The sequence below is a fragment of the Pseudomonas sp. Ors-4-3C genome, from assembly GCF_055755035.1.
Genome location: NZ_CM146900.1, coordinates 347,587 through 361,805 on the forward strand (window position 1 = coordinate 347,587; position 14,219 = coordinate 361,805).

Annotated in this window: 17 protein-coding genes; 4 read left to right on the forward strand and 13 right to left on the reverse strand. The window is 52.6% G+C overall.

Annotated elements, in window-relative coordinates:
• Positions 1–331 precede the first annotated feature (331 nt).
• Positions 332–742 (forward strand): response regulator, encoded by a 411-nt coding sequence (locus ACVHNU_RS01545; protein ID WP_473018867.1) that lies wholly within the window; start codon positions 332–334, stop codon positions 740–742.
• 287 nt (positions 743–1,029) lie between these two features.
• Here the strand turns inward: ACVHNU_RS01545 and ACVHNU_RS01550 are convergent, their stop codons facing one another.
• Positions 1,030–1,281: a hypothetical protein gene (locus ACVHNU_RS01550; protein WP_473018868.1), complete on the reverse strand. Its 252-nt coding sequence runs from the start codon at positions 1,279–1,281 to the stop codon at positions 1,030–1,032.
• A 197-nt stretch (positions 1,282–1,478) separates the two neighbouring features.
• Here ACVHNU_RS01550 and ACVHNU_RS01555 point away from each other — a divergent pair, with 197 nt between their 5' ends.
• Both ACVHNU_RS01555 and ACVHNU_RS01560 read left to right on the forward strand, forming a co-directional pair.
• On the forward strand, positions 1,479–1,736 hold the full coding sequence (locus tag ACVHNU_RS01555) for a DUF6555 family protein (protein ID WP_034139792.1): 258 nt from the start codon (positions 1,479–1,481) through the stop codon (positions 1,734–1,736).
• The gene (locus ACVHNU_RS01560; protein WP_187601152.1) at positions 1,733–1,981 is read left to right on the forward strand and encodes a hypothetical protein; all 249 of its coding nucleotides are present in this window, start codon (positions 1,733–1,735) and stop codon (positions 1,979–1,981) included. Before ACVHNU_RS01555 ends, ACVHNU_RS01560 begins: the two co-directional genes overlap by 4 nt.
• Before the next feature lie 22 nt (positions 1,982–2,003).
• Here the strand turns inward: ACVHNU_RS01560 and ACVHNU_RS01565 are convergent, their stop codons facing one another.
• The 4 genes from ACVHNU_RS01565 to ACVHNU_RS01580 all read right to left on the reverse strand — a co-directional run bounded on the left by ACVHNU_RS01565 (position 2,004) and on the right by ACVHNU_RS01580 (position 5,441).
• Positions 2,004–2,540, reverse strand: a complete 537-nt coding sequence (locus tag ACVHNU_RS01565; RefSeq protein WP_034139914.1) for a hypothetical protein — start codon at positions 2,538–2,540, stop codon at positions 2,004–2,006.
• A gap of 205 nt (positions 2,541–2,745) precedes the next feature.
• Positions 2,746–3,246: a YciE/YciF ferroxidase family protein gene (locus tag ACVHNU_RS01570; protein ID WP_034139794.1), complete on the reverse strand. Its 501-nt coding sequence runs from the start codon at positions 3,244–3,246 to the stop codon at positions 2,746–2,748.
• A gap of 146 nt (positions 3,247–3,392) precedes the next feature.
• Positions 3,393–4,322 (reverse strand): ZIP family metal transporter, encoded by a 930-nt coding sequence (locus ACVHNU_RS01575; RefSeq protein WP_473018869.1) that lies wholly within the window; start codon positions 4,320–4,322, stop codon positions 3,393–3,395.
• A 234-nt stretch (positions 4,323–4,556) separates the two neighbouring features.
• The gene (locus ACVHNU_RS01580) at positions 4,557–5,441 is read right to left on the reverse strand and encodes a manganese catalase family protein (RefSeq protein ID WP_034139796.1); all 885 of its coding nucleotides are present in this window, start codon (positions 5,439–5,441) and stop codon (positions 4,557–4,559) included.
• Positions 5,442–5,777: 336 nt separating this feature from the next.
• Here ACVHNU_RS01580 and ACVHNU_RS01585 point away from each other — a divergent pair, with 336 nt between their 5' ends.
• On the forward strand, positions 5,778–6,218 hold the full coding sequence (locus tag ACVHNU_RS01585) for a low affinity iron permease family protein (protein ID WP_473018870.1): 441 nt from the start codon (positions 5,778–5,780) through the stop codon (positions 6,216–6,218).
• 47 nt (positions 6,219–6,265) lie between these two features.
• On the opposite strand, the gene ACVHNU_RS01590 is transcribed toward ACVHNU_RS01585, so the two are convergent.
• The 8 genes from ACVHNU_RS01590 to ACVHNU_RS01625 form a co-directional block, all read right to left on the reverse strand.
• Entirely contained in the window at positions 6,266–6,529 is a 264-nt protein-coding gene (locus ACVHNU_RS01590) for a DUF1652 domain-containing protein (RefSeq protein ID WP_108592730.1), read from the reverse strand.
• A gap of 436 nt (positions 6,530–6,965) precedes the next feature.
• The gene (locus tag ACVHNU_RS01595) at positions 6,966–7,766 is read right to left on the reverse strand and encodes an alpha/beta fold hydrolase (protein ID WP_108592731.1); all 801 of its coding nucleotides are present in this window, start codon (positions 7,764–7,766) and stop codon (positions 6,966–6,968) included.
• 154 nt (positions 7,767–7,920) lie between these two features.
• On the reverse strand, positions 7,921–8,235 hold the full coding sequence (locus ACVHNU_RS01600) for a hypothetical protein (RefSeq protein WP_473018871.1): 315 nt from the start codon (positions 8,233–8,235) through the stop codon (positions 7,921–7,923).
• On the reverse strand, positions 8,232–8,783 hold the full coding sequence (locus ACVHNU_RS01605; RefSeq protein ID WP_473018872.1) for a TnsA endonuclease N-terminal domain-containing protein: 552 nt from the start codon (positions 8,781–8,783) through the stop codon (positions 8,232–8,234). Before ACVHNU_RS01605 ends, ACVHNU_RS01600 begins: the two co-directional genes overlap by 4 nt.
• A 234-nt stretch (positions 8,784–9,017) precedes the next feature.
• The gene (locus ACVHNU_RS01610) at positions 9,018–9,446 is read right to left on the reverse strand and encodes a TetR family transcriptional regulator (protein ID WP_108592621.1); all 429 of its coding nucleotides are present in this window, start codon (positions 9,444–9,446) and stop codon (positions 9,018–9,020) included.
• Positions 9,443–11,326, reverse strand: coding sequence for a site-specific integrase (locus ACVHNU_RS01615; RefSeq protein WP_473018873.1), 1,884 nt, complete (start codon positions 11,324–11,326; stop codon positions 9,443–9,445). The genes ACVHNU_RS01610 and ACVHNU_RS01615 overlap by 4 nt, the downstream gene beginning before the upstream one ends.
• Positions 11,323–12,990 carry a hypothetical protein gene (locus tag ACVHNU_RS01620; protein ID WP_473018874.1) on the reverse strand — a complete coding sequence of 556 codons (1,668 nt, stop codon included), beginning with the start codon at positions 12,988–12,990 and terminating at the stop codon, positions 11,323–11,325. Before ACVHNU_RS01620 ends, ACVHNU_RS01615 begins: the two co-directional genes overlap by 4 nt.
• The gene (locus ACVHNU_RS01625) at positions 12,987–14,138 is read right to left on the reverse strand and encodes a tyrosine-type recombinase/integrase (protein ID WP_473018875.1); all 1,152 of its coding nucleotides are present in this window, start codon (positions 14,136–14,138) and stop codon (positions 12,987–12,989) included. Before ACVHNU_RS01625 ends, ACVHNU_RS01620 begins: the two co-directional genes overlap by 4 nt.
• Positions 14,139–14,219: the final 81 nt, after the last annotated feature.

Genomic DNA, 14,219 nt, shown 5'->3' on the forward strand with positions numbered 1-14,219 from the left:
TTGCCCTTTATAATATTGAGCGGCGAGACATTCCCTTAGCTCGTTTTGACTCAATGTGCACCCGCAGGCGCCTGACGCCATTCGACCATACTCCAAGAAAATCGGGTGAACTGGCAAGGGAGGGCATCAAGGTCCCATGGATTAAAAGTTCTAGGCCTCAGGCGAATTGGGACACGCTGATTTTTTCTCATGCGGGAACATGTCGTAGATCTAAGTCTCCAATGCCGCGGCGGTCGACCGGTGGGTATTAATTCCTGGACGATTCAGTTCCGGTACTACACTGACGGACGTGAAATTCTTTTGAACTCGCCAGACGTTAAGGATCCGGAGATTGAAGCTCACTTGGGAAGGTCTACTGCCAATTTCTGGCAAAGTCATCGTGATTGAAGACGATCCGACGCTTCGTATGCTCATGGGCGATATCCTGAAGGAAATCGGCGCCCAGTCCCTAGCCTTTGAGACAGCTGACGATGCTTTGACATATTTGCTTGAGGCGCATGTGCCGTGCCCTCTGGTGGTGGTGGATCATGCATTACCGGGACAGATTCAGGGTGCTGAATTTATCGAGATGGTGGAGGGCAAATGGCCTTCCACGGGATCCATCCTGATCTCTGGCTATTTGCTGGAGCCCTCAACTATCCCCCGTTCGACCCAATACCTGCAAAAGCCGTGGTCATTGGATGACTTTGTCGTGGCGGTGGCAGCGGTTTTACAGCCAGGCTATCCGTTGCGTAAAAACTGACTCGCAGCGCTTCGGCGATCGCGCGGATTGCCGAGCTACTTCAGTGGCTTTACACCGATCTCCCATCGCGGTAGGTAGTGCTACAAAGGTGTTATTTCTTTGTCTTTGTATTGACCAGGTGTCGACGCTGCCAGCGGGCAATTTTGCGAAGGCCTGATTGCTAGGAGCGGAGTCGGTGGACGGCCTCGACCGCCGCTTTCAGTAGTCGATCGAGAACAATGTGCTGGGCGCACGCCTGCGATCAAGCGATTGAACGTGGCAGATGTTTAGCCAGAATTGATATCGACTCAATCATGGTAGTCAGCGCCAGCGACGGCACGAAGATAAGCCTGATCGGCCTCAATACGCAGCTCACGCCATTCCTGCCAGGTCACGACGCCCAACCGATCCATTTCATCAGCTAGACGCAAAAGTTCGTCATGGTAAGCATCCGGGCAGTCCATTCGCAGCGTGCAATCATCCATTGCGCTATGCCAGCGATCGTAGGCACGTAGCTTGGCCTCTTGCTCTGGAGAGAAAAGGATTTTGCAGTTGTTCATGGTGATGACTCTGCGACATGGTTTGCCAGTTGAGCCAACTGCTTTGGAGACAGTTCAGAGGAGCCGACCAGAGGACAAATACCTCTCGATGGGGAGCGCTTTGCACCGAGGTGTACTGACAGCCACAGCCCTACATATTTTTTTGGAATTTTTCGGCAGCGCATTGCTCCTTTGCATATGAGCAAAAGGAGGGCCTCATGAATCGCACTGATCTGTACGTCATTGAATATCGGCTTCACGGGAAGCCAAAGTCGTTCGTCATTCGATCGCCCAAAATGCGAAACGCGGATGCTTGGCATTGGGCATGTTGCGACGCGGATTTGGCGCCTATCCCAAAACCGGGGAAGGCTCCGCTCAAGGTGTTCAGCAAGCCTATGGCTGAGAGGTTCGGCGTGACAGATGTTAGATGGCGGGAAACCACCAAAGTAGCGTGGACGGAGGCAGTTTCAATATGACCCAAGACACAACGCAATCAGCGGTATCATCGGCCGACGATGAGCTAGCGCGAAATGCAGCTCTTTTCCTCGAGGCGGACCGGCTGGAGGCGCATGCCTACAGCATGCTTGAGGGCGACTCTACCAGTGCAGTGTCCTGGGAGCGCTTTACTGAAGCGAAAGCGCAGGCCGATGCTAAGCGTATCGAAGCGCAGCAGGATCTCCTGCGCATTCGCGGTCAACTCATAAATTCTCCGGGGACGTGAGCATGTACATGGGTCCTCAAGGTTAACCGAACGGCTTCGTGAGCTGGATGAGCACCGACCAGAAACCCAGCAGGATCCAGAACGTCGCAAAAATCCAAGGGGTGCGCACCGAGAACAACAGCGCCTTTCGGTACCCCTTATGGGTGGACTCTCGCTCGCAAAACAGCGGTGATTCATCGTAAGCCATGCCCATCACCGGCTCGCTCCTCAATAGCTCGCTCTGCTTGTAGTACCAATGATCGATGATGTCGTAGGCCGCCCGAATGCCGGGCCATGCGTTGAGCGTGCTGAGTAATCCCAACAGCGCGAGAAAGGGAGGCACGATCAGCGTGAAGAGCTTGCCCCACTCAGGGTTGAGATTCCCCATGCAGGACGCGAACGCGATGACCAGAAAGGATTGCGCCGCCAGATAGGCGTCAGTCCGGTTGGCCAGGATCGAGGTCTCGTAATGAATTTCGCGACGATAAAATTCCAACCGTTCTTTGGGCGATCCGAACATCTTGGCGTTGTGTTCGGTCAACTCGGCCTCGCTGGTCGGTGAAGTCAGGATTCTTGGCAACGCGTTTACCTCAGAAATGACCTGCAACGATGATCATCTATTTTTGTGTTCCAGTGGGATGGCCCATAAAGGTCCAGAAGCAGCGCAACCGCTGCACCGGAGTTCCATAAGGTATCCGGCTTGGATAAGGCGCGGTCAGCTTGGCTAAAAGAACGCCACGGTAACGAAAGTCGCCGTGGCGTTCTTACCGCCTCAATTTGAATCTTTATTTTTTCTCAAGGGTCGCAGCCTGGTTACCGCCTTGCTCCGCGATCTTCGACAGCTTCTCGTCGGCGCCTTTCTCCTCAGCCAGGGTGGCCTCCAGCAATGCAGCGGCATCGTCGAGTTTCAGGTGCTTGGCCATCGCGATCAGCGTGCCGTAACTGGCGATTTCGTAGTGCTCGACCTTTTGCGCAGCGCCGATCAGTGCTGCATCCAGCACCGCACCTTTGTCGATTTCGTCCAGTAGCTCTTTGGACTCCTCGACCAGGCCCTCCATCGCAACGCACTTCATGCGTTTGAGCTTCAGTCCAGTCAGCTCGACCAACTGATCGATACGTTCGATTTGGCCCTGTGTTTCTTCAAGGTGCGAGGTGAAGGCTTCGGCAAGCAGCGGATTGGTCGCCGCCCGCGCTAGGCGCGGCAACGCTTTAGTGATCTGTTTCTCGGCGCTGTAAACATCGGAGAGTTCATGGATGAACAAGTCTTCAACAGTTTTCCTAGCCATTTCTAACTTCCTTCTGGTCAATGGATGTTTACCCGAGGCGTGATGAGGATTGCTCGTCCGCCATCGTGGTGATCATGAAAACTGACCAAGCTCTTTCAAGAGGCGTTCCAAGATTTTTTCGCTTCCCGGATGAAGTGTTCATCCCATTAGCCCAGTGCGGTATCGAGGAACATCATCACCCCGAATCCCAACATCAGACCGAGGGTCGCAGGTGTCTCGTGGCCGTTACGGTGTGTTTCAGGAATGACTTCGTGGGACACCACAAAGATCATCGCGCCGGCTGCGAGACCTAAGGCAATTGGATAACCCAAGGCGAAACCACTCGATACGCCAAGTCCGACCACTGAGCCCAAGGGTTCCATCAAACCGGAACCGATGGCGATCAACGCCGCCCGCCAAGCAGAGATACCGGTGACACGCAAAGCCAGCGCAACGGCGAGCCCCTCCGGGATGTCTTGAATGGCGATGGCCGTCGTCAGCGGCAGGCCCACTTTCATATCGCCATTGGCAAAGCTGACGCCGATGGCCATGCCCTCCGGCAGGTTGTGCAGGGTGATGGCCAGGACAAACAACCACACCCGATTGAACCGTTGAGAGTCCGGTCCGCGCCTGCCGCTTTCCTGATGCTCGTGAGGCACGAAACGATCTAGACCGATCATCAATGCCACACCCAGAGCCAGTCCAAACACCACAACACAGGCGGCCAGTAGCTGGTTTCCACACAGTGCCTGAGCGGCCTCAATGCCCGGAAAAATTAACGAGAAAGAGCTCGCTGCCAGCATCATGCCCGCGGCGAACCCCAGCATGATGTCTTGGGTACGCGAGGCAATATCGCGAAGGATGATCGCCACCACAGCGCCCAGGGCGGTCGCGGCGAATCCAGACAACCCTCCTAATGCCGCCAGACGCAGATTTTCCTTTTCAGCCCCTACCAGCGCCGAGTAACCACTGAACAACAGCAAACCAGTGACCAGCAAGAGCGTCGACCAAAACAGCACCCCAGGCCAACCGCCACTGGATGCCATGCCCAACCAATTGCGCAGTGAGGGTCTCGCAGACGATGAGGAAAGTGACATGTCGCCTCCTATCGTCCGGCTGGATGTTTCCCTGTGGCGTTGGCGGTCGAGTGACGCAACGTCTGGGCGATCCGCATAGCGGTCCGATCAAAGGATGCAGCGGTTGCGTTGAAGCGATCGGACAAGGACTGCGCCAGGTCATTGTTGAAAACGCCGGTATTCGAATTCATGCCGTGTACCTCGGATTGCATGGATAAAGAAACCGCACGCCGTTGTAGCGTGCGGTATTGGTCATCAAGCGTTCGGCTCACCCTGAACACCCGCGCCAAGATCGGCGCCGGTGATGGGATTGCTGTCCGGGTCGGACATGGTTCGTGCCTTCATATCCAGCAGCAGTTCCTCTTCTTCAGCGCTAAGCTGGACACTGGCGGTACCGTCACCGCCATCCACGGCAGGCGCGGGGTTTTCCACGTACTCCCAGTCGTCGCCCTGGTTCCACGGACCACGGGTGCTGCCTTCCCCCTGCGACATGTTGAAGTACACGTTGGTGAACTCCGGCATACCGGGGAGCTTGCCCTGCGGGAAGTTCGGCTGGATTGCGTGGAGTGCTTTTTCGAAGGACAGTTGGTGGGCGATTTCGCGGGTCATGAGGAAGCCCAATGCTTCTTTAACGCCAGGATCGTCCGTCACGTTCATCAGCCGCTCATAGACGATTTTTGCGCGGGCCTCCGCAGCAATGTTGGAGCGGAAGTCGGCCGTCGGCTCACCGATCGTATCGACATAGGCTGCCGACCAAGGCACGCCGGCGGAGTTGGTCAGCGGTGCGCCGGCGCCATACAGCAAGCTGGTGATGTGCGAATCGTTGCCCGCACCATTGATGGCCCGGTACAACTCACCTTCTTCTTCAACGCCTTCGGCCATTCGGCCTTTGGCACCCTTGTTCAACATAACGATGATGGAGCCAACGATTTCGAGGTGGCTTAGCTCCTCGGTCGCGATGTCCATCAGCAGGTCTTTACGGCCCGGATCATCCTCGGCCAGCGCTTGGGTGAAGTATCGCGAAGCCGCCGCGAGCTCTCCCTGTGCGCCCCCAAATTGCTCAAGTAATAGATTGGCCAAGCCTGGATTGGGCTCGGCGACACGCACGGTGTATTGAAGTCGCTTGTTATGTAGAAACATGACAAATCTCCTCAGGTCAGACGAGGCTCGATGCTCATTCGAGAAAGATCGAATGCGAGCTCACAGACATCTGAAGCGAATTCCGTGTGAGTAATTGCAATTTGTTTTCAGTCACGGCGACAAGCGGCGCGGAATGACTTTTTTTGAGACTTTAATCGCCAGTCGTCGGCCTTCCTCGGAAGCTTCGCAAACTTTTGCGTGATCAGTCAGCTCAACCGCTATCAGAGTTAGGAGCGTTTCCGATGGAGGAATTGCGAGGAGAGAGAAGACATATGTAACAAAGAATTTCAGAGAGTTTGCGTGGTCGAATGGCATCTCCCACTTGGATTTATGGTCATGAAATTCGCAAAGTTTTGCCAAGCACTCTCGAACTGGGCCGGCAGCTCGAAAACCTTTCTGATAGCTATTCTGCTGATCATCGCTTGGGCATTAACGGGTCCGTATTTTCACTACAACGACACCTGGCAACTGATCATCAACACGTCAACAACGATCATCACCTTCCTGATGGTGTTCCTCATCCAGAACACACAGAACAGGGATAACGACATCTTGCACCTGAAACTCGATGAACTGATCCGAGCAACAAAGGACGCGCAGAACGCCTTCATGTCATTGGATCATCTGGATACCAAGGAGCTGCGTGAGTTACGCAAGCGTTACAGCACGATGGGAGAAGAGGAAGAGGTGAATCTTGAGTGCACGGAAACTGCATCCGTAACGCAGGACATCCAAACGCCCGCCGCGCTGCCTCCGGCGGAAACGCGAATGCCCTAACAGACGCGATGAGGGCTTAGGATTGGCTAAGCCCTCGGCACCTCCAACTATCGACGGGTAGCAGCGATACCTGTCAGGTTTTTTTGTTTGTTTGTCGCCAGGTCGTACCGAAGCTCAGCGATCAGCTCTGAGATGGCTCGAGGACTGACCAATGTATTCGTCGAAATCCCAGTGACAAGCAGATCGACTCTGCCCGTCGCGGGATCAGTCACTCGGACCTGTAGTGAATTTCCAGTCACTAAAGTGCATTGGCACTCCAGCGGTCGAAAGCTCTCTTCAATGATCCTGCGCAGCTCCAGGGTTGAAATCATCCATTTCCTCCAGTGTCGTATCCCGAAGCAAGACATGTAGTGTTGAGTGGCAGTTGCAGACCCTAGGATCCCTTCGAGCCATTGCGATCAAGACGATACATTTCTGGCGACAAAAGTTTGGCTTTCAAGGCCGAAACGAATGACTGGTTCACATTTTCACGGTATTTAATCGAGCGTCAGTTAACCCGTTGGATGTAAACGCGCCTACGTACCCGTAGTCAGGTGGGGTCAGCACCTTACTGATGAAGTCTAGGTTACCCAAATGAAAGGCTTGAGGATGCCGACGCAAGGAACTCAAGCAAATCGAGCGAAACGCGTGATTCCTGTAGACCGGCCCAAATTGATTGCGAGAATCTGTTGTTTGCAGAGATGTATAAAACGGAGGGAGCGGGCAATTACGAAGAGGTCTACTGAAGCTGATTGCTCACGTGGCCAGTTAGGTGAGGTTGGCGATCGCGGGCTTTTTATCGTCGTGCGGTCGCTCAAGGAATTCGCGTATGACTTCGGCGGTTTGCTTAGCACTGGTCAACACGAAGAAATGACCCTCGCCACGCAGAACATGCAGTTCGGCACGGCGAATGCCGTGACGCAAAATGTGCCCGTTATAAAGCCGCACCAGCGGATCGCGATCGCCGGCGATAATTAGCGTCCGCTGGCGAAGGCGGAACAGACGTAACAGGCTCGTCCAGCCGACCAATGCCGTGAATTGACGGTAATAGGTTTGGGGATTAACCGAGAGCATCCCATTCGCAACCCCGAAATGCATAAGCGCCTTTGTCGAATTGCGCCGGTCCTTTTGCTTATGCGGTTTGGCGCTTTTAGCCATGCTAAAAAAATCCAAGATATCAGCGGGTTTTACCAACATTGCTGGGCCGGCCGAGGTCGCAGCGAGTATCAAGCGACGCACCATGCTTGGATAACGTAGAGCGAATTCCTGTGCCAAAGCACCGCCCCAACTCACGCCGAATACATCGACCTGGTCGAACCCCAATTGCTTGAGCATCTGAGCGATCGTGTCGGCATAACGCGGCAGACGCATTGGCCAACGCGGCGTCTGCGATTTGCCGATGCCGGGAACGTCCAACGTGATGGTCGTGTAGTCGGTCAGTTCATTTCGCAGAGGGTCGAACGCACGGATTAAGCCACCCATGCCGTTGAGCAGAAGCAGCGGTGAACCCTGGCCACGGATTGAAACGTTTAACTGCAAATCGTAAATGGATAATTTCTGAGTTGTCATGATGCTCCCTTGTTGCCCCCATCCTGACGGATCACTGTATGCAGTCCGTGTATGGAGCGGAAACACTGATCCCGCGCATGCCCCCGGCTTGAAGGAAGTCCAGTTGCAAGTCCCTCTCGCACACGATCCTCGCTGTATTTGAGACTCAAGGTAATCACAAAGCTCCAATAGTCGAATTGTGGAAGGGCTCTGCAATGGCGATGGCCCATTCCTCAGCACCGATATCCTCTAAATCGTAATCTGCGTAGGGCCCTCTTACCTTGTCTCCAAGAAACGGCTTGAGCTCGCCGATTTGAGCCACCTTCGGTTGCCCGGTTTCGACATTGATCGCCAGCACGGATTGGAAATCTAATATCTGGCTAATCCGGAAGGTCTCTTTCTGATAGCAAGCAACCTGGCCGGGCGCGATATTTACGAAAGACCGGGCAATCTTGCCTCTCTTAGGCTGTTCACTAACGAAGTCATTCATTCGGCCACCATGACTTCTAACGAATCGCTCAGAGGCCCGGAAATATCGCAATCCAACTGACGGGTCGCAATGAGATGAAAGATATGCGATTTGCCCAGAGCTTCAGCGCCTTGAAAGTGCAGCGCCACGAGATAGCTGATTGATGCAATGCCCTTGAAAGCGACCGTGCGAATGATGGCGTCCAGATCCTGATCCGCGTAATCCGCGTTCTTGAATCGTTCTAAGTACTGGATGTTCTTCAGTGATTGGCCTCTGATCCGCGATTCGTCATAGGTATGGAAGCGCCAACCTCGCTCCTTCGCATAACGCAACGCTGCCTTCCATTTTGGTAGCAGGTCGCGCCAGTTCTCACGCCAGTTCTCTGCCGGTTTGACCTCCACGAGCATGGGGCGCAGATGGGTGTGAGAATGGAAATGAACCAGATAATCCGGGGTATAAGTATAGGATCGGCCGCTGCGAGCAACGAAATCCAGTTGAACCGGCTGCGAGACCACAGTCAGAACATCCTTCCTGAAATCCATCCGACTGAGGAAGTCACGCTCCAACATGGACTCGAAGGCAACGCCTTGTCCGCGAAAAGCAAACACTCCGGAAAGGCTACGCGTCGTAGATTTTATGCGCCTCGCAACTGAGAACCGAGGCTGGTTGCAGCTATTGCTATCCATAATGCGGCCAGTTGCACCTATTAGCATGTTTGAGTTGCGTAATATTTGGGCGAATCATACGACAGAATGCGGAGCACAGCGTAAGTGCGTTGCATCTATTCCCGAATGTCACAGGAGTCAAGTAGAGGTGCTTCTAAGTTTTAGATTTACAACTGTAAGGTCCGTCATCTTTTCTTTAAGGGCGCGATTCTCGTCCAATAAAACTTCATTTATGGATGCGAGAAGAGCGACCTTCGTCCGCAATTCTTTAATCTCATTGCGGTAGTTGGCGGATTTCTCGCGTTCAGCAATCAGGTCTCGCTGCTTTACATTTTGCATAGATTCACTGGTGTTGCTCTGGGCTTCACGAATGGCTTCGGCGATGCCTGGATAATAGTTGTGGATCAAAGCTGCGGATACTCCTGCCTCGCGAGCAACTGCGGCAATAGTTACCTTGGTTTCATTAATACGCGAACGGCCCTTTCGAATACGCAGGAGGGCGAGTTTAAGATCTTTCTCGCGATCCTCTGCCTGTTTGTGTTTTGCGGAATAAGTTTTGGGTTTCATATAATTAATAATTCCGGTTTTATTCCCAGATGAATGAGCACGTCACGGCAGCGATTTAGGTCGCGCTCAACTCGGAGGCGCCCGCTCTCACCAATATTCTGACAATGCAGCAGCTCTTTAAGATCATCGTAGAGTCGCTGATAAATTACTGCATGACGTGGCTCGATTACGGCGTTGTTGCAGTTCGCACATCGTGTTCGCTCAAGAGTATTGCCTATGCATCCGTCATTGTCCGCGGTGCAATAAGCGTGGCCGTTGCTTCGAATCGCGGTGCTCTCGGCAATGGACTTCACCATTGAGGCGCGATCCTTATAAATCAATAGATTTTTCGGCTCTCGACGCCATTGCACTATAGAGCGGCCGTAGTTTCCCGCTAGGGTGGTATTTTCTAGCCAGTTGTTTACGACGCCTAGTTTTATATCCTCGATCTCAGCTTGGACGTCTGCGTAAAGCTCAAGATCTAACTGTTGTCCGCAACTGTCGTCATAGGCATAGCCCAAGGTCATGTCCAGTGTCCAGTGCGCGAAATGCTCTTTGAGGTAACGTAAGTCGCCGAAGCGGCTGTGCGCAGCGTAGTTGGCGAATTTGCGGCGAAATTGGTGGCTAGCGAGATCCCAGCTCAGTCCGCAATCCTTGGCAAATTTTTTGAGATTCATCCCTAGGGCCACATTTGTTAGCGTTCTCACTTGATTGCCCAAGCTGTGATGTTCACTAAGAAAGAGCGCATGGCGATGCTTTTGTGCCTCGGTTATTTGCGGGTCACGAGGGTTTGCACGCCGCCTCTGCAGAATTTCGGTTACGATAGCGGTCTGATAAGGTGCGCACCATCGCTCCATCATGCGCAACGCGCGCACAGCGGCTTCCGGTATCATCCAGTTATGGATTCCGACATATGTTTTTTCCGACCGTGATCGCATCCAGTGATAGATATTGCCATCATCGTCTTGAGTGCGGTGGGAGGCCCCGAGTTGGAGATTCGTCAACTCATGTTGGCGGCAGCCTGATGTACTAGCCAGAACTATGTAGCATGCCGTTCGCAGATCGATCAGCGCTCTGTTCAATGACCTTAGGCCACCTTCCCAACCCAGTATCTTTAGACGGCGGTTCTTAGCTTGATTGATGGACGCGATTGATTGTGATTGTCGTCGTAACGCGACCTCATAAAGCGTGTCACGGAGTTCAAGCAGCTGCTTGCCATTCTCAATTTTTTCGTAGGCCCGCTTGAATAGAGTGCAGAACACATCGTCTGGAATTAGAGGGGTCAAGCCTCCCTGTGAACTACCGATAAGCCCCGCAATTTGTTTCGCGGAGGTATCGGGCCATGGGTGTTCCAGCATCCTGTCGTTTGTGTACTGGCTTAGTTCATAGAGCGCCTCAACTGCGACGAAACGTGCTTGAAGCGCACGCGCCGATAGGGGCTTACATGTGGATCCTCTTGTTTGAAACTGCGCTTTGCTGGCATTCACATAGGATGCGCATATAAGGGTGGGCACCGCTCCAAAATGTTCGATTCCCTGCTGCTCCAAGTAACGAAGAAATGGCCTTGCGTCGTTGAAAAGTTGTCTAACCATATTGCCTTTCGGCTTATCTGCACTTCGGCGTCCGCGCCGCAGATAACGGTAAAGAATCGCCTTCATTAATGCCCGAAACGCCGGAGGCAGGGTCTTAAAGTTAAGACGTGTTCTGTTGATAGTCACATTGGTGGTAAATCCGGTTAGCTGCCAAATGTCATCCTCATAACGACTAAGGATGACCCAATCCCCATCGACTTGAATCGCGCTGATGATTAGGGCATCGAGATCGGATTTTGGGGTTTCGCGCACATCTTCCGGCTGGATAGCAAGGTTTTGCCAGGGTTTCGCCAACATGTCGTCGTTCATGCAAACACCTCCAGACTATCGATTAGATCAACCGACCAGAATGGATGCGGCGAGATTCGCGCGCGCTCACGGGCTGCCTCCACGGCCACTGTATTGAAAGTGCCACGCCGAAGTCCCTCAGCCACGATGTAGTGATCAATCAAACGGGGTATATGTGCGTACTCTCTCGCCCAGCGTCGCTTCTCCATGCGTGATCGCTCCGCCAGGACGCGAAAATAGAAGCTGAATAACTTGTATAAGTCTTCACCTGTTACTGCGTAATGTTTACAACGCAGGCAATTCATGAAATTCATGCAGGTTGCGCCTTCGCGCTTTGGTGCATATTGACCTTCCACGGGATCTGTACAGCGCCCCATAGGAGTCTCTTTGTAGGTGGCGCCGATGCTTCCCGTTAGCAACTCCTGAACAAGTATCTCGCCCATGAATTTCCAGTTACAGCGAGCATTTTCGCCGATCGATAAATAACTTTGATCTGTCACCTGAGGAGTATTGCCGAGGCTGGCGGCGGTAATTGCTAAATCGCCGTTGGCTATCTCGTAAATGCGGTTGGCAAACGTCTTACGCAGGCGCGAGATATTGACGTGCAATGGGTTTCCATCGGCATTTTTTAGATTGTGCTCTCTTACAAGTCGAATAATCGAGGCTCTCAAAACCTCTTCAATCAACGCAGTGACCTGCTTATCACGCCGACTTCGATACAGCCATACTCGGCCTTTAAGGTCGTTGGGAGCTTCTTCATTGAGCGATTCAGTTAGAGCAATCACTCGGCGAATTAATTGCTCTACATTAGTTCTAATGCTAGGTGTGAACTCCAAAGTTCGTTCGGATGACGCGGTGCGGAGAGCCACCTTGCTAGTGTTATAGCCACGTCGTTTCCATAGAGTTAGGAAGACCATATTAGCTTTAGGATGTGGACGCAGGCAGAGACGGTCCATTTCCAATAATGGCGTGGTATTGCGTCCTGTGAACAGCGCCACGATGAGAAGCGCGTACGCTAAGAGTTCTCCGGTTACTGTAACATCTTCGTTCCATATGGGTTTTATAGCCTGCTGTAATGCAACGATAAATTCTTGCCGCTCACGTTTGCTGAGTGCACTTTCGCCGTTCGCTGTGCGATTGCTGTTAGGAAAGGGGCTACGCGGAAACGTTGCATCATCACCGGAGATGACCAGAGGTATTAGCCCGCGCTGTCCCAAGGCTACCAACACCGACTTTGTTTTTGTGTAATAAGTTCTCTGTGTATTAACTACCACAGTTTGTAGTGCCAAGTGACCGAGAAAACCGTCAATCAAATTTCGATTGACGTCGGACAAGGCCAAATCACGGCAAAAAGCCCTACTGCGTAGTGCGCAAAATTCAAGGAATTTGTTTAGCCCCGCGTGACAGATGTTGGCCACGCTGCTTCTTGTGGGAGCGCCATCTTGGCCAAATAAGAAGCGCTCAACCTGGCGTTGGCATGCGTAGGTAATAGGGTCAATGCCAACGCCATACCAACGAGCAAAATCAAAACTACGACGACTTGAGGCGTTTCGCCCGAATAGGACTCGGGTGTTGTTAGGAGGTACTACTTCGGACAAAATAACCACATTCCCTTTCAAATCGTGGGTGTGATCGATTTCAGGGACATCGATGTCTGTCTTAGTAAAAATTTTGCGTTTGCTCATTGTAGAGCCTCCGCCAACGCGTTCAGTTCATCGTCATACGCCAACACTGCCTCGTCTGCCATTTCGTTTATTAAGTGAAGGTAAACCATGGTCGTTTGAATTGAACTGTGGCCAAGTTGGCGTTGAACAAATACCAGTGGCTCTAGACCGCTCGCGGGGTTACGCTGGAGGCTGACTAAGGTATGGGTTGCGTAGGAATGCCGGAGCATGTGCATATGGACGTTAATTCCAGCACGTTTTCCGCAAATTTTGATTATCCGGTTGAGGCTCTTGCCGTCGGCGCTATAGGATTTCCCACATTGGTTGAGGAACAGCGATTGCGGCGAGCGGTTGTTTGTTAATGAGCGCTCACCGCGCATCTTCGTCATATAGCGGTAGAGTTCGCCCATGAACTGCCTGCTGACGAAAATAGTTCGTGACTTACTACCTTTGGTCACCATGCCGCTGCCATCGAACGGATCGAGCCTAACTCGAATGTTGCGCTCGGTTCGTTTCGCCTTGTCTGGGTCGAAGACATAGGCGAGCGGGAAGGAGGCGATTTCTTCACGGCGCAGGCCAGTATGTAGAGCCAGTCGCATCATCATTCGGTGATGTATATTTTCCGTTGCGGCCAGGAGTGATTGTATTTCAGATATAATAAGGAACTTGGGCAGAGTCCTATCAGTTCGGGGCATCACGTTATTCGCCATAACCCTTCCACCATTAATATCGAGATGCGCTAAGAAGCCTGGTTTACGTTTTACGGTGCGCTCTTCATGAGCAAAGGGAAGTCGTTTCACCCATCCCTCTTTTAGGGCGTATTCGTAGAATTTGCAGATATAAGTCAGACGCTGACGAGTGGTGTTGCGTGCTAATTTGCACGTCATCAGGCAATAGTCTCGGTAGGCTGCCACTAAGCTCTTCGCCTCGCCACGATCAACATCGCGCCAGTCCAATTCATGCGCTTGAAGAAAACTGAAGAAATCGTAAAGAGCGCGCCCGATGCTAATCCACGAACGCTTAGACCCTATTGCGCCGCGGAGCAAGTAGTGGCGAAAGAATTTATTTACCGGAACGCAACTCTCCATCGAGCTCCAAAGAAGAATAGGGAAGCCCTCGTATGGTTGCCCTGCGATTACTAAATTGTTCTTTGATGTTACAAGCTCCATCCGCAAACCCCCGCAATGACCCAAACTCAGGTCTTTTTAGTGTGCTTTAACGGACTCAGCGCCATCTCATCATCCGTAAAT

What these genes read in the sequence shown, in the direction of transcription:
- ACVHNU_RS01585 (WP_473018870.1), top strand. Translation starts at nt 5,778, where the DNA reads ATGAAATTCGCAAAGTTTTGCCAAGCACTCTCGAACTGGGCCGGCAGC.
- ACVHNU_RS01615 (WP_473018873.1), bottom strand. Translation starts at nt 11,326, where the DNA reads ATGAACGACGACATGTTGGCGAAACCCTGGCAAAACCTTGCTATCCAG.
- ACVHNU_RS01610 (WP_108592621.1), bottom strand. Translation starts at nt 9,446, where the DNA reads ATGAAACCCAAAACTTATTCCGCAAAACACAAACAGGCAGAGGATCGC.
- ACVHNU_RS01605 (WP_473018872.1), bottom strand. Translation starts at nt 8,783, where the DNA reads ATGTTGGAGCGTGACTTCCTCAGTCGGATGGATTTCAGGAAGGATGTT.
- ACVHNU_RS01550 (WP_473018868.1), bottom strand. Translation starts at nt 1,281, where the DNA reads ATGAACAACTGCAAAATCCTTTTCTCTCCAGAGCAAGAGGCCAAGCTA.
- ACVHNU_RS01575 (WP_473018869.1), bottom strand. Translation starts at nt 4,322, where the DNA reads ATGTCACTTTCCTCATCGTCTGCGAGACCCTCACTGCGCAATTGGTTG.
- ACVHNU_RS01600 (WP_473018871.1), bottom strand. Translation starts at nt 8,235, where the DNA reads ATGAATGACTTCGTTAGTGAACAGCCTAAGAGAGGCAAGATTGCCCGG.
- ACVHNU_RS01590 (WP_108592730.1), bottom strand. Translation starts at nt 6,529, where the DNA reads ATGATTTCAACCCTGGAGCTGCGCAGGATCATTGAAGAGAGCTTTCGA.
- ACVHNU_RS01625 (WP_473018875.1), bottom strand. Translation starts at nt 14,138, where the DNA reads ATGGAGCTTGTAACATCAAAGAACAATTTAGTAATCGCAGGGCAACCA.
- ACVHNU_RS01595 (WP_108592731.1), bottom strand. Translation starts at nt 7,766, where the DNA reads ATGACAACTCAGAAATTATCCATTTACGATTTGCAGTTAAACGTTTCA.
- ACVHNU_RS01580 (WP_034139796.1), bottom strand. Translation starts at nt 5,441, where the DNA reads ATGTTTCTACATAACAAGCGACTTCAATACACCGTGCGTGTCGCCGAG.
- ACVHNU_RS01560 (WP_187601152.1), top strand. Translation starts at nt 1,733, where the DNA reads ATGACCCAAGACACAACGCAATCAGCGGTATCATCGGCCGACGATGAG.
- ACVHNU_RS01555 (WP_034139792.1), top strand. Translation starts at nt 1,479, where the DNA reads ATGAATCGCACTGATCTGTACGTCATTGAATATCGGCTTCACGGGAAG.
- ACVHNU_RS01570 (WP_034139794.1), bottom strand. Translation starts at nt 3,246, where the DNA reads ATGGCTAGGAAAACTGTTGAAGACTTGTTCATCCATGAACTCTCCGAT.
- ACVHNU_RS01620 (WP_473018874.1), bottom strand. Translation starts at nt 12,990, where the DNA reads ATGAGCAAACGCAAAATTTTTACTAAGACAGACATCGATGTCCCTGAA.